Here is an 18,910-nt window from a genome sequence, read left to right as displayed (position 1 = left end):
GGTATGTGGCGGAGCGGGGGCGGGTATTCACGGGGGCGAGGTAGGCTCGCCGGTCGGGCGCCCCCACCCCGGGCGCCGGCCGTCTACCCGCCTGGCGGGCGCGGCACCCACGCACCGGCTCGGATCCGCACAACGGGGACGACGGCGAGGAAAGCAGCAAATGATCAGTGTTTTCGATCTTTTCAGTGTCGGTATCGGGCCGTCCAGCTCGCACACCGTCGGGCCGATGCGGGCCGCCCGTACGTTCGTGGCGGGCCTGAAGGCCGACGGGATGCTCGCCGATGTGGCGCGGGTACGGGCGGAGCTGTTCGGCTCGCTCGGCGCGACCGGCCACGGGCACGGCAGTGACCGGGCGGTGCTGCTGGGGCTGGAGGGTGAGGTCCCGGAGACCGTCGACACGGACTCGGTCGGGCCGCGGGTGGAGCGGATCCGTACGCAGCGGCGGCTCGACCTGTTCGGCAGCCAGGGGGTCGACTTCGACCCGGACGCGGATCTGGTGCTGCATCGGCGGCGGTCGTTGCCGTACCACCCGAACGGGATGACGTTCGCGGCGTACGACGCGGCCGGGGGCGAGGTGCGGACGCGCACGTACTACTCGGTCGGTGGCGGGTTCGTGGTGGACGAGGCGGCGGCCGGGGCGGACCGGATCAAGGCGGACAGCACCCGGGTACGGCACCCGTTCCTGACCGGCGCGGAGCTGCTGACTGTCACCTCGGAGACCGGGCTGTCGATCAGTGAGGTGATGCTCGCCAACGAGGTGTCCTGGCGTAGCGAGGCGGACGTGCGCGCCGGGTTGCTGGAGATCTGGCGGGTGATGCGCGAGTGCGTGGAGAACGGCTGCACCCGTGACGGCGTACTCCCGGGTGGGTTGAAGGTCCGGCGGCGCGCGGCGGAGATGCGGCGCAGCCTGGAGGCGGAGACCGGCAGCCAGGATCCGTTGCGCGCGATGGACTGGGTGACGTTGTTCGCGCTGGCGGTCAACGAGGAGAACGCGGCCGGCGGGCGGGTGGTCACCGCGCCGACTAATGGTGCCGCCGGGATCATCCCGGCTGTGCTGCACTACTACACCCGGTTCGTGCCGGGTGCCTCCGAGGAGGGCGTGGTCCGGTTCCTGCTGGCGGCGGGCGCGATCGGTGTGTTGTTCAAGGAGAACGCGTCGATCTCCGGGGCCGAGGTGGGCTGCCAGGGTGAGGTGGGTTCGGCGTGCTCGATGGCGGCGGCCGGGCTGGCCGAGGCGCTGGGCGGTACGCCGGAGCAGGTGGAGAACGCCGCCGAGATCGGCATGGAGCACAACCTGGGGTTGACCTGCGATCCGGTGGGTGGCCTGGTGCAGATTCCGTGCATCGAGCGCAACGCGGTGGCGAGCATCAAGGCGATCACCGCGGCCCGGCTGGCGTTGCGCGGCGACGGGGTGCACCACGTGTCGCTGGACAAGGTCATCAAGACCATGCGGGAGACCGGCGCGGACATGAAGGTCAAGTACAAGGAGACCGCGCGGGGCGGGCTCGCCGTCAACGTGATCGAGTGCTGACCCCGTTGGGGTGATCCCGGCCCGCACCCGGCCCGGGAGCGCTACTGACAAAGCGACCATCATGCGGTGACGTCAGGCGTCGCGGCGCTCTGGTCCGCCCGCACCTCGCTGCGCATCCTGGTCCGCCGGGATCTCGCGGTGAAGTACCAGCAGTCGGTACTGGGCTACTTCTGGTCGCTGATCGAGCCGCTCGGCATGGGCCTGATCTACTGGTTCGTCTTCGGCGTGCTCTATTCCGGCGCGACCCGGCGGCACCTCGGCGAGGCGGCCGGGTCGTACCCGCTGTTCCTGATCACCGGCATCTTCGCCTGGATGTGGGCGAGTTCGGCGCTGACCGAGGCGGCGAACGCGCTCACCGGGCAGTCCCGGCTGATCACCACGATGAACCTGCCCCGGCCGATCTTCCCGATCGGGCGGGTCGCCGGCCGGTTCGCCGAGTACCTGGCCGGGCTGCCGATCCTGGCCGCCGTCGCGGCGCTCTACGCGAGCCAGGGGAAGATCCGCCCCGGCTGGAGCCTGCTCGCGCTGCCGCTGGCGGTGGCGGTGCAGTTCGTGCTGCTGGTGGGCCTGGCGCTGCTGCTGTCGGCGGGCAACGTGCTGATGCGCGACATCGAACGCACGATGCGGCTGGTCATCCGGCTGCTGTTCTACGCGACGCCGATCATCTACCCGCTCGACCTGGTGCGGGAGTCGGGCATGCCGGGCTGGCTCAAGATCGGGTACGAGCTGAACCCGCTGGTCGGGATCTTCCAGCTGCACCACGCGGTCTGGTATCCGGACGAGTTCCCTGATGCCCGCCTGCTCACGATCACGGTGTCCGGCAGCGTGCTGGTGCTGGCGCTGGGCTGGTGGGCGTTCCACCGCCTCGAACCGGCAGTGCTGAAGGAACTCTGAATGGCGCCGATCATCGAGGCGGACGGGCTCGGCATCCGGTTCGTCCGCAACCGGCGCCGTCAGCTACGGCTGCGGGAGCTGATCGTGCACCGGGGCGCCCGCGACCCGGACGCGGGCCGGTTCTGGCCGCTGCGTGACCTGTCGTTCCGGGTCGAGCCGGGTGAGACGGTGGGCGTGGTGGGCCGCAACGGCACCGGCAAGAGCACGCTGCTGCGGCTGATCGCCGGTGTGCTCATCCCGGACGAGGGCTCGATCCGGGTGCACGGCCGGGTGGCGCCGCTGCTCGAACTGTCCGCCGGGTTCTCCGGCGACCTGACCGGCCGGGAGAACCTCTACCTGGTGGGCGGGCTGCACGGGCTGTCGTCGGCGTACCTGCGGGAGCACTTCGACGAGATCGTCTCGTTCGCCGGTGAGCAGGTGGAACGCGCCATCGACACGTCGGTGCGGCACTACTCGTCGGGGATGAAGGTGCGGCTGGGTTTCGCGGTGATCGCGCACCTGCCGCACCCGGTGCTGCTTGTGGACGAGGTGACAGCGGTCGGGGACGCGGAGTTCCGCGCGAAGTGCTATGCGACCATCGAGCGACTTCTCGCGGAAGGGCGCACGCTGGTGCTGGTGTCACACAACGACAAGGACCTCACCCGGTTCTGCCGTCGGGGGCTCTACCTCGACGCCGGACGGCTGATCGTCGACGGGACGATTGACGAGGCGCTGGCCGCCTACGCCGACGCGGCGAAGCGGTGACGCTCGCGATCGTGCTCGCCGCCGAACCGGCGGCGGGCCAGCTCACCGAGCCCGGCCGGCCTGCCGGGGAACCGCTCACCGAACGCCTGGCCGCGCAGTGGCGCCGGGCCGGGGCGGACGACGTGCGCGTCGCCGCGGACCTGACCGAGCTGGCCGACCTGGTCGCCGGCGCGACCGGCCCGGTGCTGGTCAGCGGCGCGGATCTGGTGGCGCACACGGCCGTACTCAAGCATCTCGCGACCAGCCCGGTGGGGCCGACGGTGGCGCTGGTGCTCACCGATCCGCCCGCTCCCGGGCAGGCCACCGTGCGCGAGGAACGCGGGCAGGTCGTCGAGGTCGGCGCCGCCGACCCGAGCGGCGTGTTCGGCGGCGCGTTGCGGGTGGGCGCGGCCGACCTGCCGGCGCTCGCCGAGGCCGCCCGCCGCGCCGCAGGTGCCGCGCCGGATCCGGCCTCCGCGCCGGACGCGCGCCTGACCGATGTGGCGTCCGCGCCGGCCGCGCCCGGCGCCGCCGAGGGCGGGCGGCTCGACGCGGTGGACCGGCTCGTGGCCGACCTCGCCGCCCGCGGCACGCTGATCTTCGCCCATCGGGTACGTCTGCTCGTGGCGCACCGGGTCGGCGACGAGGCGCAGCGGGTGGCGGCCGAGTCGGCGGTGGCCGCCGTCGACGAGGACCGCGCCGAGTTGAAGCTGTCGGTGAAGGAGCGGGACGACTTCTTCACCACGTTCTTCGTCAGCACCTGGTCCCCGTACGTCACGAAGGCGGCGGCCCGCATCGGGATCGGCCCGACCGGGGTCACCATGGTCTCGGTGGCGTTCGCGGTGGCCGCGGCGGTGCTGTTCGGCGCCGGTGGACGGCCCGCGCTGGTCGCCGGCGCGGTCCTGCTCTACCTGGGTTTCGTGCTCGACTGCGTGGACGGGCAGCTCGCCCGCTACACCCGGCACTTCAGCGCCTGGGGCGGCTGGCTGGACACGATGGCCGACCGGTTCAAGGAGTACGTGGTCTACGCCGGTCTCGGCTTCGGCGCCACGCACGCCGGGTTCCGGTACGGCTGGGCGCTGGCGCTCGCCGCGATGACGTTGCAGACAGTGCGGCACATGACCGACACGTGGTACGGCGCGTTGCACGACGAGGCGGCCCGGCGGCCGAAGGTGGTGAGCGCCGACGCGGGCGGCATCGGCGGGAAGCTGAACGCCGCGTCGACGCGGGTGCAGGCGGACACGGGCTCGGTGTCGTACTGGCTGAAGCGCACAGTGGTGTTCCCGATCGGTGAGCGGTGGGCGCTCATCGCGATCGCCGCCGCGCTGTTCGGGCCGCTGGTGGCGCTGGTCGCGGTGCTGGTCTGGGGGACGCTGGCGTTCGCGTACACCGGGGGGTTGCGGACCTTGCGGGCGCGGTGGATGCGGGTGCCGGTGCTGACCACTGTGGACGCGGGTCTGCACCGTGACGACGGCATTCTGGTGCGCACGCTGCCGACCGCGCGACGGCCGCTGCTGCTGGCGGTGCTCGGCGCGCTCGGCGCGGCGGGGACGCTGGTGTGGGCGCTGCTCGCGGTGCACGGCGGCGGCGACCTGCCGGTCTTCGTGCCGGTGCTCGCGCTGGTGCTGCTGCTGGGGGCCGCCCAGGCGTCGCGGGCGCCGCACGACGGGTCGCTGGACTGGCTGGTGCCGGCCGCGTTGCGGGCCGCCGAGTACCTGTTCGCCATCGCGGTCGGGGTGGCGGGCCGGGCCCCGGCCTGGCTGATCTTCGGGTACGTCCTGGTGCTCACGCTGCTGCACTACGACCTGACCGCGCGGCTGGAGAAGCGGCAGTCGGCGCCGCCGCTGCACCCGGCCACGCTGGGCTGGCCGGGGCGTTCGCTGCTGCTGGCAATCGGGCTGATCGCCGGATATGCGAGTATCGCTCTAGCTACAATCGGTGCGTACCTTCTCGTGGTTTTTGTCGCGAGCGTGGTCCTCGCCTGGGTGGTCCTGCCGGCCCGCGCCCGTGGGGGTGTGCGCTCGCCGGGCTGACGGAGGGCGGGCCGGGGTGACCTTGATCAGCTTCGTCGTGCCGGCCTTCAAGGTGCAGGGCTACCTGCGGGAATGTCTCGACTCGATCCTCGGCCAGCCGTTCGGCGACATCGAGGTGATCGGCGTCGACGACGCCTCCCCGGACGACAGCGGCGAGATCCTGGCCGAGTACGCGCTGCGCGACCCCCGGGTCCGCCCGGTACGCCTCGCCGAGAACGTCGGGCTCGGTCCGGCCCGCAACATCGGGCTGGACCGGGCCGTCGGCGAGTACGTGTGGTTCGTCGACGGGGACGACTGGCTGGTGCCCGGCTGCCTGCCGCACGTCGCGGACCGGCTCCGCGACACCGCGCCGGACGTGCTGATCGTCGACCACGTCCGGGCGCACTGGAACAACATCGGCACCCGCAGCGCGATGCGTGACGTGTTCCCCGACCCGCCCGGCGCCACGACGTTCGCGCTGCGGGATCGGCCGGAGACGCTGAAGCTGCTGCACACCGTGTGGAACCGGGTGGTGCGCCGGGAGTTCCTGCTCGAACGCGGGCTGCGCTTCGAGCCGGGCTGGTACGAGGACGTCTCGTTCAGCTATCCGGCGCTGATGGCGGCCGGGCGGATCGGCGTACTCGACCGGATCTGCCTGAACTACCGGCAGCGCCGCACCGGCGCGATCACGAAGACCCGGGGGGACCGGCACTTCGAGGTCTTCGCCCAGTGGCACCGCGTGTTCGGGCTGATGGACCGCTGGCACGTGACCGGGCTGCGGCCGGCCGTCTTCGAGCGGATGATCTGGCACTACCTCACGGTGCTCGGCAACGGCGCCCGGATCGCGCCCGAGCTGCGGGCACCGTTCTTCGCCCAGATGCACGCCGACTACGTGCGGTTCCTGCCGCCCGAGGGCTACCCGGTCCCGCCCGGCCCGGAAGGGCTCAAGCACCGGCTGGTGGCGGCCGGGCGCTGGCGGACGTTCAGCGCGTTGCGCGAGGCGCACCAGGCGGGGGAGACGGCCCGGCGGACCGCGCGGCGGGCGCGGCGGCGGGTGACGCCGGTGGTGCGGCGTACCGCCCGGCGGGCCCGTGACCTGGCACTGGGCGAGTACTACCGGGCCGAGCTGCACCGGCCGATCGACCCGACGCTCGCCGTGTACGCGGCCTACTGGTACCGGGGCTACTCGTGCAATCCGGCGGCGATCTACGAGGCGGCCCGACGGCTCGCCCCGCAGGTGCGCGGCGTGTGGATCGTCCGCCGCGACCGGGTGGCCACGTTGCCGCCGGGCGTCGAGTACGTGGTGGCCGGCAGCCGCGAGTACCACCGCGTGCTGGCCCGCGCCCGCTGGCTCGTCAACAACGTCAACTTCCCGGACTTCGTCCGCAAGCGCCCCGGCTCGGTGCACGTGCAGACCCACCACGGCACGCCCGTGAAGGTGATGGGCCTGGACCAGCAGCGCTACCCGGTGGGCGCGATGGGGATGAACTTCGCCGGCCTGCTGCGCCGCGTCGACCGCTGGGACTACAGCATCACCTCGAACAGCTTCTCCACGCAGATGTGGGAGCGGGCGTACCCGGCGGACTACACCACGCTTGAGGTCGGCTACCCACGAAACGACCGGCTGGCGCTGGCCACCGCCGAGGACCGCGGCCAGGTCCGCGCCGCGCTGGGCATCGCACCCGACGAGTACGTGGTGCTCTACGCGCCGACGCACCGCGAGCACCTGCCCGGGTGGCGGCCGCCGTTCGACCCGGACCGGATGCTCGACGTGCTCGGGCCCCGGGGCCGGCTGCTGATGCGCAGCCACTACTTCCACGACCGGGAGCGGCACCCCCGGGGACCGGCCGCGGACGGCGTGCTGGACGTGAGCGCGTACGACCGGGTGGAGGACCTCTACCTGGCGGCGGACGTGCTGGTCACCGACTATTCCTCGGCGATGTTCGACTACGCGGTGCTGGACCGGCCGATAGTGGTCTACGCGCCGGACTGGGACGCCTACCGGGTCGCCCGGGGCGTCTACTTCGACCTCCTGGCCGAGCCGCCGGGCGCGGTGGCGCTGGACTTCCCCGGCCTGCTCGACGTGTTCCGTTCCGGCACGGTCGACGACGAGGCGGCCGAGCGGGCCCGGACGGCGTTCCGGTCGCGGTTCTGCGCGCTCGACGACGGGCACGCCGCCGAGCGCGTGGTGCGCCGCGTGTTCCTCGGCGAAACGCCGTAAAAGTGGTTACCGGCAGGTCACTTAACTGCGGAGCCCGGCGAATACCGGTTAATAGGACTGTCACGAGCTGAACATGGCACGTTTACCCGATGTGCGAATCAGATGATCCTGGTCACAGTCATTCCCGGGTTTGGGGCGAGTAGCTGGGGAGGTGGCGGTGGCGACCGTCGCGCTCAAGGATGTCACCAAGGTGTTCCCGGACGGAACAGTCGCGGTCGACACCATCAATCTGGACGTCAACGACGGCGAGTTCATGGTGCTGCTCGGCCCGTCGGGCTGCGGGAAATCGACAGTGCTGCGCATGGTGGCCGGACTGGAGGATCCGTCCTCCGGCGCCATCATGCTCGGTGGTGAGCTGGCGAACGACCTGCCACCGCGCGACCGGAAGATCGCCATGGTCTTCCAGGACTTCGCGCTCTATCCGCACATGACGGTCGGCGACAACATCGGCTTCCCGCTGCGCCTGAGCGGCGTCGAGCCCGGCCCGCGCGGCGAGCGGATCCAGGACGTGGCGAGCGCGCTCGGCATCGGCGACGTGCTCGGGCGCAAGCCCAGCCAGCTCTCCGGCGGCCAGCGGCAGCGGGTCGCCATGGGGCGGGCGATAGTGCGCCGGCCCGGCCTGTTCCTCATGGACGAGCCACTTTCCAACCTGGACAGCGGGTTGCGCGCCGAGCTGCGGGCGGAGATCTCCGGCCTCACCCGCGAGCTGGGCGTCACCACCATCTACGTCACCCACGACCAGGCCGAGGCGCTCACCATGGCCGACCGCGTCGCCATCATGCGCAAGGGCGTGCTCCAGGACGTGGGCACCCCCACCCAGGTGTACGGCCGGCCTGCGACGCTCTACGTCGCCGCGTTCCTGGGCAGCCCCCGGATGAACCTGCTGGAGGCGTCGGTCTACGTCCACCTCGACCGGTACGTCGCGCTGAACCTCGGTGAGCAGTCGCTCTACCTGCCCTGGGACGACATCCGCAGCCGTGCGGTGGCGCACTACCACGGTGAGCGGATCGTGGTCGGCATGCGCGCCGAGGCGCTCACCCCGGTCGCCCCGGACACCGCCGGTGACGTGCTGCACGGGCGTATCCGCTACCTGGAGCACCACGGCCACGAGTCGCTCGCCTTCCTCGACATCGGCGCCACCGCGATCGTCGTCGACGAGATGGGCACGCCGGTCGAGCAGGCCGCACCGGGCCAGCGCGGCCTGCGCCGGTTCAACCAGGTGATGCAGCGGCTCACCGGCCGCGCGACGGAGTCGTCGGCCCCGGCCCCGGAGGCCGGCGGGGGCGGCGGCAACCGCACGAGCGTGCTGCCCGACCCGGGCCGCCACCACCGTCGTCCGGCGGAACTGGCGGTACGGCTCGCGCCGTACCCGCAGGTGTCACCCGGGCACCCGCTCGCGGTGCAGGTGCGGATGGACGCGCTGCACTTCTTCGACGAGCGAGGCGACCGCATCGACGTCGGCTGGCGGTGAAAGGAGGGGCACCCTATTAACGCCTCCGGTAGAGGAAGGGCCCCTTATTAACAGTCGCCGCCCGGTGGGACGGGCCGGTGACGGCGGTACGGGCCCCAGCCGACGAAGCGGGCGAACATGTCGGCCGGGGCCGGCGCGTCGTTCGGGTTCAGCCGGTAGAGGTCGCGCGTGGCCTCGTACAGCAGCCCGCACAGGTAGATGGACAGCCCGATCCGGTTGTCCTCGTACTCGCTGCGCAGCAGCAGGCGGGCCATCGGGCACGGCCACGGCTGGCCGCAGGCCCGGCAGCACCACATCGGACGCAGCGGCGTGTGCGGGGTGGCGTGCAACGGGTACGGCCGGGGGCGATCCGGCCTGGGCCCGTCCGGCGGTTGCCCGAGCTGGTGGCTGATCACCGGCGCTCCTCGTGGTGGCCGTCTCCCGGGCGCTGCTCCGGAACGGACCGACGGCCGCCGCCGTTCCCGCGCTGCTCCGGTACGGACCAGCGACCGCCGTTCGCCCGCCACTGCTGCGCCGGGGTGAGGTTGCCGACCCGGCCCGGGCCCATCGTCGGCAGTGGACGCGTCGGCTGCCGCATCCACTCCGGCAGGTTGTCGCCCCGTACCCGGTGGGGCAGTGTCGGTGCCGACGCACCCCGGCAGCGGAACCAGCGCAGTCGCACGGCGCAACTCCTCTCGGTAGCGGGAACCGGACGAATTCGGTTCCACTGCGTGACAGTCTCGTCACCGCGCCGCTAGGGTCGGAAGGCGTTCCACCCCCACCTTCCCGGCCGTCCGACCGGCCGATTTCCGTGTGCAGCCGTGTGCAGAGGTGTGCAGATGATCCGTGTGCCGTTGTGGGAACTGTTCGCCGGCGAGCTGCGCCGGTTACGCACCGATGCCGGGCTGACCCAGGAGGCGCTGGGTGAGCGGGTGAGCTATTCGGCGTCGCTGGTGGCGGCCGTCGAGCAGTGCCGCCGGGCGCCGCGCGCCGAGTTCACCGAGCGCTGCGACGAGGTGCTGAACGGCGGCGGCCTGCTGGTGCGGATCCGGGACGCGCTGATGCAGGAGGCGCTGATGCCGTGGTTCCGCGAGTGGGTGAGCATCGAGCAGGAGGCGACGGCGTTACGCAGTTACGAGCCACTCGTGGTGCCCGGATTGCTGCAGACCGAGGGGTACGCCCGAGCGCTCTACGAAGGGGCCGCGCAGTTCGTCGGCGAGGCTGTCGAACAGCAGGTGGCGGCCCGGCTGGCCCGGCAGGCGGTGCTGGACGGGCCCACGCCGCCGCAGTTCGTGGTGGTGCTCGACCACGCGGCGCTGGCTCGCCCGGTCGGCGGGCCGAAGGTGATGCGGGAGCAGTTGGAGCACCTGATCGAGATGGCACGGCGGCCCCGGGTGCACCTGCACCTGGTGCCGGAGACGGTCGGTGCCTATCCGGGGCTCAACGGTGCTTTCGTGCTCGCCACCCCGGCCGACGGCGACGATCTGGGCTATCTGGATAACCCGTTGCACGGCACAATCGTGGAGCGCACGGTGGACGTGAACTCACTGCGGCAGACGTGGGAGTCCATTCGCGCGGAGGCGATGCCGCACGGGGCGACTCTGGCGGCGATCACGGAGGCGGCGAAGCGATGGAGTTGACCGGCGCGACCTGGCGCAAGAGCACCCGCAGCAGCGGTAACGGCGGCAACTGCGTCGAGGTGGCGGACAACCTGCCCGGTGTGGTGGGCGTGCGGGACAGCAAGGACCGGCAGGGGCCGGCGCTGACGTTCACCCCGTCGAGCTGGGCGGCGTTCGTCGCGCACACCAAGCGCGCCTGACCCTGGTTACAGTTCTCCCCCTGCGCGGAGGCTATGCCGCACGGGGCGACTCTGGCGGCGATCTCGGAGGCGGCGAAACGATGGAGCTGACCGGCGCGACCTGGCGCAAGAGCACCCGCAGCAGCGGCAACTCCGGCAACTGCGTCGAGGTGGCGGACAACCTGCCCGGTGTGGTGGGGGTGCGGGACAGCAAGGACCGGCAGGGCCCGGCGCTGACGTTCACGCCGTCGAGCTGGGCGGCGTTCGTCGCGCACACCAAACGGGCGTGAGTGACGTACCGGATCTCGGTCCCCCGCCACGGCGCACCGCCGTCGACGTGGAGCAGGTGCGTCGCCTGGTAGCCGACCAGTTCCCGCACCTGGCCGACCTCCGGATCGAACCGGTCGCCAAGGGTGGCTGGGACAACTGGACCTTCCACCTCGGCCCCGAGCTGCTGGTGCGCCTGCCCAGCGCTGCCGAGTACGCCCTGGCCGTCGACAAGGAACACCTGTGGCTCCCGGCCCTCGCCGATCGGCTGCCGCTGCCCATCCCCGCGCCGCTGGCGAAGGGCGAGCCGGGTGCGGGCTACCCGTATCCGTGGTCGATCTACCGCTGGCTCGACGGCGAGACCGCGGCCGTGGACCGGATCGCCGACTCGGTGCGGTTCGCCCTCGACCTGGCCGGATTCCTCGCGGCCCTGCAGGACGTCGACGCCGCCGGTGGTCCGCAGCCGGGCGTCCACAACTGGTTCCGGGGCGGCACGCTGCGCACGTACGACAAGAAGGTCGAGCATGCGCTCCTGGCGCTGGACGGCCGCGTCGATGCCGCGCTGGTACGCGAGATCTGGGCGCGGGCGGTCGGCGCCCGCTGGGACGGGGTGGATCGCTGGTTCCACGGCGACATCGCCTCGGGCAACCTGTTGCTCGCGCACGGCCGGCTGGCGGCCGTCATCGACTTCGGGACATGCGGCGTCGGTGACCCGGCCTGCGACCTGGCGATCGCCTGGACGTTGCTGAGCGTCGAGGGCCGGGCGGCATTCCGCGAGCGGCTGTCGGTGGACGACGCGACCTGGGCGCGCGGACGTGGCTGGGCGCTCTGGAAGACGCTGTCCACCTACTCCCGCACCGTCGACGACCCCGAGGACGCGGAGGAGTCGGCCGAGGCGCAACGCGTTCTCGGGGAGATATCCGCCGACTAGACGGCCGGTCTCTCACCCGGCGGCGGCCCGCTTCCCCGGCGCGAACGGCCACTCCTCGAACGACAGGCACCGGCCGTCCGCCACCCGATTCCTGTCCATGGTCGCCAGCCTGCCATCCGGGTGGGTCCGGGTCTCCCAGATCGGCTGCCGGGGATCGTCGTTGTGCACGACGACGTGGGCGTGCTCGGCCGGGCACGCCGTGGCGGAGTAGAGCCGCTGGGCGGGAAGGTAACGCTCCCGCCAGCGCCGTTCGACGTCGGCCCGGGACGACACCGGGCTCTCCCGGACCACCGCACGCTCCACGGTACGGTCCGGCGCGGTCGACACGAGCACGCGCAGCTCCCACCGGTCGAGCAGTTCCGGGCGCAGGAGGAAGACGCCGTCGAACACCAGCACGGCGTCGGCGGGAGCGGTGGTGAGCGGCGGGGACAGCAGCGCGTCGGTGGCGTGGTCGTAGACCGTGTGCCGGAAGCGCCGATCGCCGCCCGGGCCGAGCGGATCGAGCAGCACCCGCTTCAGCGTCCCGTGGTCGTGGGTGTCGACGTAGCAGCCCTCGGCCGAGAACTCGCCGCGTCGATAGCGCCGCTCCCGGGGAAAGAGGAAGTCGTCGACTGTCGCCCGGATGACGTACCGGCCGCGGGCGCGCAGGACGGCGGCCAGCTCGTCGGCGAGCGTGGTCTTTCCGGCTGCGGGCGGCCCGTCGACGGCGACCCGCGTCGGGTGCGCCACTGTGACGGACCCGACTGCGTCGGCCAGGAGGGCGATCAGCTGATCGCGGCGGGGATAATTGGATTGCCCCTGCGCCGGGCCGGGAGTTTGACTGCCGTCCATGTCGTCCCCCTCACCGGTCTTCGTCGCGGGTGCGGGCCGTTCGGGCACGTCGCGGATCGCCGACGTCATCGGCCAGCATCCGCTGATCCACCGGATCCCGATGGAGACCAAGTTCCTCGTCGAACCCGGTGGCCTGCGGGACCTGGCCGACGCGCTCACCGACCGGTACGACCCCATTGTCGGTGAGGACGCGCTGCACCGGCTGAGCGACTTCCTCACCGTACGCGTGCCCGGGCGGCGTGACGACCGTGGCAAGACAGTGCCCGAGCTGGTCGGCGAGCGGCGCTATCGGGACGCCGTACACCGGCTCTGGCCGCAGGTGATCGCGCACGCCTTCGAGGAGCCCGCGCCCGCGGAGGGCTTCGGCGACGGCGACCGGCCCGCCGGGCCGTTCGGGCCGGCCAGCCGACGGCGGGTCGTCCCGAGGTACTTCCGTGACCGGAGCGAACTGATCGGCGTCCTGCGGGGCCTGGTCGACACCCTGTTCGGCGGGGCGGCGGCCGACGCGGGCAAGCCGACCTGGTGCGAGAAGACGCCGTTCAACCTCTTCTACCTGGACTTCCTCTGGGAACTGGTGCCCGAGGCGACGATCGTGCACATCAAGCGTCACCCGATCTCGGTGCTCGCCTCCCACCTGGCCCAGCCGTGGGCGCCGTCCACAGTCGGCGGTGCGCTCGCCTACCTGCTGCCGGTCTACGACAGGTGGCTGGCCTGGAGGAACGCGGCCGACCTGACGAGCCGGCGATACGTCGAGGTGAAGGCGGAGGACCTGGCGGCCGACTGGCCCGGGCAGCGGCGCGCCCTGTTCGAGCGGCTCGGCGTCGAGGACGCCGTCACCGCGTCGACGTTCCAGGCGGACAAGCTCGCGCACCGCGACGACCAGTTCGACGCCGGCACCCGCGCGTACGTCGAGCGGGAACTGGGCGAGATCATCCCCGCGATGGGCTACGACATGACGCGGACCGCTCAGGGCGCAACGAGATAGCCGAGCGCTGATGACGCCGCAGACGTGCCGGTCTCCGCACCGTAGATCTTGGTAGGAAAAGGACCCTCTGGGGGCACTTTCGTACCAAGATCTACTCCGGGCTCAGTATCCGGAGCGCAAATCTTGATATTCGGGAGGGTGGCATGGCTGTGGCGGGATGAAGTGATCGTCTCGTGTCCCAATGTCCCTTATTAAGAGACAAGCCGTGGAGATTTCGGCCCGGATGTCACTTTGCTGGAGACATTGGGCCGCCGGCTCATCGTCTTGCCGGTGGTGTTACTGGCTAGTAGCGTTCGGGCATGAGCATCGACTCTCGCCAGGTGGCGGCCGGTCTCCTCGACGCCGTGCCGTTCGCCCGCACGCTCGGAATCGAGTTCGTCGAGGTGGCGCCCGAGGCCGAGGGCGGAGTCCGGGCCGTGGTCCGGCTCCCCGACGACCCGGCGCACCACAACCACGTGGGCGGCCCGCACGCCGGGGCCATGTTCACGCTGGGGGAGACCGCCTCGGGCGCGGTTGTCCTGGCCGCGTTCGGGCAGGCGCTCGACCGGGCCGTACCCCTGGCCGTGACCGCGACCATCCGCTACCGCAAGGTGGCGGTGGGGCCGGTGCTGGCGACCGCGCGGCTCGGCGGCGTACCCGCCGAGGTGCTTGCCGAGCTGGACGCCGGGCGGCGGCCGGAGTTCCCGGTCGAGGTGGAGGTCCACACCGAGGACGGCACGCTCACCTCCTCGCTCACAGTGATCTGGACGCTCCGCCCGAACCGCTGAGCCCCGAACGGGGTTTGCCCGGGGCGAGGGCTGGATAGATTCAAGCGATGCTGGGCCTCCCCGCGCACGTGAACGCTTGTCTCTTCGATCTGGACGGTGTGCTGACGCAGACCGCCAAGGTGCACAACGCCGCCTGGGCGGAGACGTTCGACGCGTACCTGCGGCGACGGTCGGCCGAAACCGGCGAGCCGTTCCACCCGTTCGACAGCGGACCGGACTACAACCGGTACGTGGACGGCAGACCGCGCGCCGACGGGGTGCGCACATTCCTGGCCTCGCGCGGCATCACGCTGCCCGAGGGATCGCCGGACGACCCGCCCGAGGCGGACACCGTCAACGGCCTCGGCAACCGCAAGAACGTCGTCCTGCTCCAGCGGATCGAGCACGACGGCGTCGAGGTGTACGAGGGCTCGGTGCGCTACCTGGAGGCGGCCACCACGGCCGGACTGCGCCGCGCTGTCGTCTCGGCCAGCGCCAACTGCGCCGCCGTGGTGCACGCCGCCGGACTGGACCGCTGGCTGGAGGCACGGGTGGACGGCGTGGTCGCCCGCGCGAACGGGCTACGCGGCAAACCGGCCCCGGACACGTTCCTGGAAGGCGCGCGGCTGCTCGGCGTCGAACCGTCGCAGGCCGCCGTCTTCGAGGACGCCCTCGCCGGCGTCGCCGCCGGACGGGCCGGCGGATTCGGGTACGTGGTGGGCGTCGACCGGGTCGGCCAGGCCGACGAACTGCTGGCGCACGGCGCCGACGTGGTGGTCACCGATCTCGCCGACCTGCTCGCCCCGGAGCCGGCCGCGTGATCCGGGAACGGGCGTACCCGGTCGAGCCCTGGCACGTCCGGGAGATGCAGCTCGACATGGACGTGCTGGCCCAGTCCGAGTCGGTGTTCGCGCTGTCCAACGGGCACATCGGGCTGCGTGGCAACCTCGACGAGGGCGAGCCGCACGGGCTGCCCGGCACCTACCTGAACTCGTTCTACGAGCTGCGCCCGCTGCCGTACGCCGAGGCGGGCTTCGGTTTCCCCGAATCCGGGCAGACCATCGTCAACGTCACGAACGGCAAGCTGATCCGGCTGCTCGTGGACGACGAGCCGCTCGACGTGCGCTACGGCGAACTGCTCGCCCACGAGCGGGTCCTCGACATGCGCGCCGGCACGCTCCAGCGGGAACTGCACTGGCGCTCCCCGGCCGGCCGCGAGGTCAAGGTCCGTACCACCCGGCTCGTGTCGTTCACCCAGCGCTCGGTGGCGGCAATCCACTACGAGGTCGAGCCGGTCGACGGGCCGCTGCGGCTGATCCTCCAGTCCGAGCTGGTCGCCAACGAGTCGCTGCCGCCGCAGAGCCGCGACCCGCGGGTCGCCGCCGTCCTGGAGTCGCCGTTGCAGGCCGAGGAGGAGCTGACCACCGACGACGGCGGCCAGCTCATCCACCGCACCAAGGTCAGCGGCCTGCGGGTCGCCGCCGCGATGGGCCACGACGTGGACGGGCCCGAACGCACCACGATCGAGAGCGAGGGGTACGAGGACTGGGTCCGCACCACCATCGGCTGCGTGCTCAAGCCCGGCCAGACGCTGCGGGTGGTCAAGTACCTCACGTACGGCTGGTCCAGCCGCCGCTCCCTCCCGGCGCTGCGCGACCAGGTCGGCGCGGCGCTGGCAGCGGCCCGGCTCGACGGCTGGGACGGGCTGCGCCGGGCCCAGCGCGAATACCTGGACGCGTTCTGGGACGCCGCCGACGTGCGCGTCGAAGGCGACCCCGAGGTGCAGCAGGCCGTCCGGTTCGGCCTCTTCCACGTCCTCCAGGCCGGCGCCCGCGCGGAACGGCGGCCGATCTCGGCCAAGGGCCTCACCGGCCCGGGGTACGACGGCCACGCGTTCTGGGACACCGAGATGTTCGTGCTGCCGGTGCTCACGTACACGCAGCCCGGCGCGGTGCGGGACGCGTTGCAGTGGCGGTACGACACGCTGGCCCAGGCGCAGGAACGCGCCCGCACGCTGAACCTCGAAGGCGCCGCCTTCCCGTGGCGCACCATCGAAGGGCCGGAGTCGTCGGCGTACTGGCCCGCCGGGACCGCCGCGTTCCACATCGCCGCCGACGTCGCCGACGCGCTGCGCCGCTACGTGCTGGTCACCGGCGACGAGGCGCTGGAACGGGAGATCGGGCTGGAACTGCTGATCGAGACCGCCCGGCTGTGGCGTTCGCTCGGCCACCACGACCGCGCCGGACGGTTCCACATCGACGGCGTGACCGGCCCGGACGAGTACACGGCGGTGAAGAACGACAACGTCTACACCAACCTGATGGCTCAGCGGAACCTGCGTACCGCCGCGGACTGCGCGATGCGCTACCGGGACCAGGCGCTCGACCTCGGCGTCACCGAGGAGGAGGCAGCCGCCTGGCGGGACGCCGCGAACGACATGCACGTCCCGTACGACGCGGAGACCGAGGTACACGAGCAGGTGGAGGGATTCACCCGCTTCCAGGAGTGGGACTTCGAGCACACGCCGCCGGAGAAGTACCCGCTGCTGCTGCACTACCCGTACTTCGACCTCTACCGCAAGCAGGTCGTCAAGCAGGCCGACCTGGTGCTCGCCATGCACTGGCGGGGCGACGCGTTCAGCGCCGCCGAGAAACTGCGCAACTTCGTCTACTACGAGCGGCGCACCGTACGCGACTCGTCGCTGAGCGCCTGCACCCAGGCGGTGCTGGCGGCCGAGGTCGGCTACCTCGAACTGGCCCATCGTTACCTGCGCGAGGCCGCGCTGATGGACCTGCACGACCTCAACGAGAACACCCGCGACGGCGTGCACATGGCATCACTCGCAGGTGCCTGGATCGCGCTCGTCGCCGGGTTCGGCGGGCTGCGGGACCACGACGGCATGCTCTCCTTCGCGCCCCGGCTCTCCAGCCGCCTCAGCCGCCTGGAGTTCTCGCTCCAGTGGCACGGGATGCGGCTGCGGATCGACGTCCGGCCGCACCAGACGACGTACTCGCTGCGCAACGGCGGCCCGGACACCGTCGTGGAGCTGCGGCACCACGGCGAGCCGCTGCAGGTCACCTCCGCGCAGCCGGTCACCGTGGCGGTGCCGCCGACACACCCGAGAGGGCCGCAACCGGAGCAGCCGCAGGGCCGCGCGCCGCTGATGCACCTGCCCGAACGCATGGAGTGAGCGGCCCCGCCACGAGGGGCGGGGCCGCTCGGTACGCGTACCTCAGAACTGGCGGCCGTTGGACGGACGCCCGCCGGCGTCGCGCGGCGCGGTGGCCCGCGGATCGTCGGACGTCCGCGCCGTCGAGGCGCGGTCGGCCCAGTCCGGCGAGCGCTTCAGCTCCTGCTTGCGGCGTTCCTGGTCGGTGAGTTCCTGTTCCCGGGACCTGTCCTGTTTCGCCATGACGATCCTCGCGATCGGTCGGGGTCCGTGGTCACCCGGCGCGTTCCCGCCCGGCGGCGGCTCAACCGTCCAGGCGAGGGCTCAGCCGTCCACGTGCTGGGCGAAGCTGCGCCGCAGGTGGTCCTTGGGGCGGGAGCCGACGATCGAGCCGACCACCTCACCGCCCCGGAACACCAGCATGGTCGGCGCGGACATGATCCGGTGGGCGCGCGCGGTGGCCGGGTTCTCGTCGGTGTTCAGGGTGACGAAGCGCAGCGCGTCGCCGAACTCCTCGGCCAGCTCGGCCAGGTGCTTCGACACCACCCGGCACGGCGGGCACCACTCGGCCCAGAAGTCCACCACCACCGGCCGGTCGGCGGCCAGCACTGTGGCCGCGAAGGTGTCGTCGGTGACCGGGTTCAGCCGACCGGTCCCCGTGTCCTGAGGCATGTTTCCTCCCGTTGGGCGATCGCGTGGGCGAGCTGGTCGTGCAGCCGGCGGCGGACGTCGCCCAGCCGGTCGAGGTAGTCGTCCACCTCGGCGAGCTTGCGCCGCAGCACCGCCACCGAATCGGGGCAGACGTCGCCGGAGTCGTTCCCGGCGCGCAGGCAGGCGACGAACGGGCGGATGTCGTCCAGGCCGAAGCCGATCGCCAGCAGGGAGCGGATCTCACGGACGACGCGTAGTTCCGCCTCGTCGTACACCCGGTACCCGTTGGCGGACCGGTTCGGCCGGACCAGGCCGTGGGCCTCGTAGTAGCGCAGGGTGCGGGTGCTCGTACCGGCCCGCTGCGCCAGCTCCCCGATCCGCATCCGCCGCCCCCGTCCCTCACTGCCAGGTTGACGCTAAACCTTGCCGCCGACGTCAACGCAACCCGCACGCGTGCGCTTCCCCCCGCTGTCCCCCGGGCTTCCCCGCTGTCCCCGTCGATCATGAAGTTAGCGGCGCTTTCGATCTCGGAATCTGCCGCCAACTTCATGATCAACCCTGTCCCGGGCGGGGTGCGGGGTTGGGGTGCTGCCCTTGTGGATCTTGGTACGGAATGGCCCCTCCAGGGGCCGTTTCGTACCAAGATCTGCCCCGGGGCCTTCCCCGGTGGGATTGATCATGAAGTTGGCGGGGTGGGGGAG

20 protein-coding genes are annotated in these 18,910 nt (G+C 71.8%); 14 read left to right on the top strand and 6 right to left on the bottom strand.

Going from position 1 to position 18,910, the window contains the following annotated elements; translation table 11 throughout:
• The first annotated feature begins 160 nt into the window (after positions 1-160).
• From ABD52_RS29050 to ABD52_RS29025, 6 genes are all read left to right on the top strand, one after another.
• Entirely contained in the window at positions 161-1,531 is a 1,371-nt protein-coding gene (locus ABD52_RS29050) for an L-serine ammonia-lyase (protein WP_047893865.1), read from the top strand.
• 66 nt (positions 1,532-1,597) lie between these two features.
• Positions 1,598-2,425: an ABC transporter permease gene (locus ABD52_RS29045; RefSeq protein ID WP_047893864.1), complete on the top strand. Its 828-nt coding sequence runs from the start codon at positions 1,598-1,600 to the stop codon at positions 2,423-2,425.
• Positions 2,426-3,169, top strand: a complete 744-nt coding sequence (locus tag ABD52_RS29040; RefSeq protein WP_013283732.1) for an ABC transporter ATP-binding protein — start codon at positions 2,426-2,428, stop codon at positions 3,167-3,169.
• 86 nt (positions 3,170-3,255) lie between these two features.
• Complete coding sequence (locus ABD52_RS29035; protein ID WP_200905253.1) at positions 3,256-5,181, top strand: DUF5941 domain-containing protein; 1,926 nt, start codon at positions 3,256-3,258, stop codon at positions 5,179-5,181.
• Between the two features lie 16 nt (positions 5,182-5,197).
• Complete coding sequence (locus tag ABD52_RS29030; RefSeq protein ID WP_047893862.1) at positions 5,198-7,381, top strand: bifunctional glycosyltransferase family 2 protein/CDP-glycerol:glycerophosphate glycerophosphotransferase; 2,184 nt, start codon at positions 5,198-5,200, stop codon at positions 7,379-7,381.
• Between the two features lie 157 nt (positions 7,382-7,538).
• Entirely contained in the window at positions 7,539-8,852 is a 1,314-nt protein-coding gene (locus tag ABD52_RS29025; protein ID WP_013473757.1) for an ABC transporter ATP-binding protein, read from the top strand.
• 47 nt (positions 8,853-8,899) lie between these two features.
• On the opposite strand, the gene ABD52_RS29020 is transcribed toward ABD52_RS29025, so the two are convergent.
• Both ABD52_RS29020 and ABD52_RS29015 read right to left on the bottom strand, forming a co-directional pair.
• Positions 8,900-9,247, bottom strand: coding sequence for a hypothetical protein (locus ABD52_RS29020; protein WP_013283736.1), 348 nt, complete (start codon positions 9,245-9,247; stop codon positions 8,900-8,902).
• The gene (locus ABD52_RS29015) at positions 9,244-9,513 is read right to left on the bottom strand and encodes a hypothetical protein (protein WP_047893861.1); all 270 of its coding nucleotides are present in this window, start codon (positions 9,511-9,513) and stop codon (positions 9,244-9,246) included. The genes ABD52_RS29020 and ABD52_RS29015 overlap by 4 nt, the downstream gene beginning before the upstream one ends.
• A 157-nt stretch (positions 9,514-9,670) precedes the next feature.
• Here ABD52_RS29015 and ABD52_RS29010 point away from each other — a divergent pair, with 157 nt between their 5' ends.
• The 4 genes from ABD52_RS29010 to ABD52_RS28995 all read left to right on the top strand — a co-directional run bounded on the left by ABD52_RS29010 (position 9,671) and on the right by ABD52_RS28995 (position 11,827).
• Positions 9,671-10,471: a helix-turn-helix transcriptional regulator gene (locus ABD52_RS29010; RefSeq protein ID WP_013283738.1), complete on the top strand. Its 801-nt coding sequence runs from the start codon at positions 9,671-9,673 to the stop codon at positions 10,469-10,471.
• Positions 10,462-10,650 carry a DUF397 domain-containing protein gene (locus tag ABD52_RS29005; RefSeq protein ID WP_047893860.1) on the top strand — a complete coding sequence of 63 codons (189 nt, stop codon included), beginning with the start codon at positions 10,462-10,464 and terminating at the stop codon, positions 10,648-10,650. Before ABD52_RS29010 ends, ABD52_RS29005 begins: the two co-directional genes overlap by 10 nt.
• An 80-nt stretch (positions 10,651-10,730) precedes the next feature.
• Positions 10,731-10,919, top strand: a complete 189-nt coding sequence (locus ABD52_RS29000) for a DUF397 domain-containing protein (RefSeq protein ID WP_047893859.1) — start codon at positions 10,731-10,733, stop codon at positions 10,917-10,919.
• Complete coding sequence (locus tag ABD52_RS28995; protein ID WP_047893858.1) at positions 10,916-11,827, top strand: aminoglycoside phosphotransferase family protein; 912 nt, start codon at positions 10,916-10,918, stop codon at positions 11,825-11,827. The genes ABD52_RS29000 and ABD52_RS28995 overlap by 4 nt, the downstream gene beginning before the upstream one ends.
• Before the next feature lie 12 nt (positions 11,828-11,839).
• Here the strand turns inward: ABD52_RS28995 and ABD52_RS28990 are convergent, their stop codons facing one another.
• On the bottom strand, positions 11,840-12,658 hold the full coding sequence (locus ABD52_RS28990; RefSeq protein ID WP_047893857.1) for an AAA family ATPase: 819 nt from the start codon (positions 12,656-12,658) through the stop codon (positions 11,840-11,842).
• On the opposite strand from ABD52_RS28990, the gene ABD52_RS28985 reads away from it, so the two are divergent.
• From ABD52_RS28985 to ABD52_RS28970, 4 genes are all read left to right on the top strand, one after another.
• Positions 12,657-13,643 (top strand): sulfotransferase, encoded by a 987-nt coding sequence (locus tag ABD52_RS28985; protein WP_082171411.1) that lies wholly within the window; start codon positions 12,657-12,659, stop codon positions 13,641-13,643. The genes ABD52_RS28990 and ABD52_RS28985 overlap by 2 nt on opposite strands.
• 299 nt (positions 13,644-13,942) lie before the next feature.
• Complete coding sequence (locus ABD52_RS28980; protein WP_013283747.1) at positions 13,943-14,410, top strand: DUF4442 domain-containing protein; 468 nt, start codon at positions 13,943-13,945, stop codon at positions 14,408-14,410.
• Positions 14,411-14,457: 47 nt separating this feature from the next.
• On the top strand, positions 14,458-15,210 hold the full coding sequence (locus ABD52_RS28975) for an HAD family phosphatase (RefSeq protein WP_013473771.1): 753 nt from the start codon (positions 14,458-14,460) through the stop codon (positions 15,208-15,210).
• The gene (locus ABD52_RS28970) at positions 15,207-17,579 is read left to right on the top strand and encodes a glycoside hydrolase family 65 protein (RefSeq protein ID WP_047893856.1); all 2,373 of its coding nucleotides are present in this window, start codon (positions 15,207-15,209) and stop codon (positions 17,577-17,579) included. The genes ABD52_RS28975 and ABD52_RS28970 overlap by 4 nt, the downstream gene beginning before the upstream one ends.
• Before the next feature lie 42 nt (positions 17,580-17,621).
• Here ABD52_RS28970 and ABD52_RS28965 read toward each other — a convergent pair whose 3' ends face one another.
• The 3 genes from ABD52_RS28965 to ABD52_RS28955 form a co-directional block, all read right to left on the bottom strand.
• Positions 17,622-17,801, bottom strand: coding sequence for a hypothetical protein (locus ABD52_RS28965; protein ID WP_013283750.1), 180 nt, complete (start codon positions 17,799-17,801; stop codon positions 17,622-17,624).
• A gap of 81 nt (positions 17,802-17,882) precedes the next feature.
• Positions 17,883-18,230: a thioredoxin gene (gene trxA / locus ABD52_RS28960; RefSeq protein ID WP_013283751.1), complete on the bottom strand. Its 348-nt coding sequence runs from the start codon at positions 18,228-18,230 to the stop codon at positions 17,883-17,885.
• Positions 18,200-18,592, bottom strand: coding sequence for a MerR family transcriptional regulator (locus ABD52_RS28955; RefSeq protein ID WP_047893855.1), 393 nt, complete (start codon positions 18,590-18,592; stop codon positions 18,200-18,202). Before ABD52_RS28955 ends, trxA begins: the two co-directional genes overlap by 31 nt.
• Between the last annotated feature and the right edge of the window lie 318 nt (positions 18,593-18,910).

This window comes from Micromonospora sp. RV43 (assembly GCF_001029515.1).
GTDB classification, from domain to species: Bacteria; Actinomycetota; Actinomycetes; order Mycobacteriales; family Micromonosporaceae; genus Micromonospora; species Micromonospora aurantiaca.
Note: the sequence above shows the minus strand (reverse complement) of the source record. Positions and strands in the feature narration are given on the sequence as shown.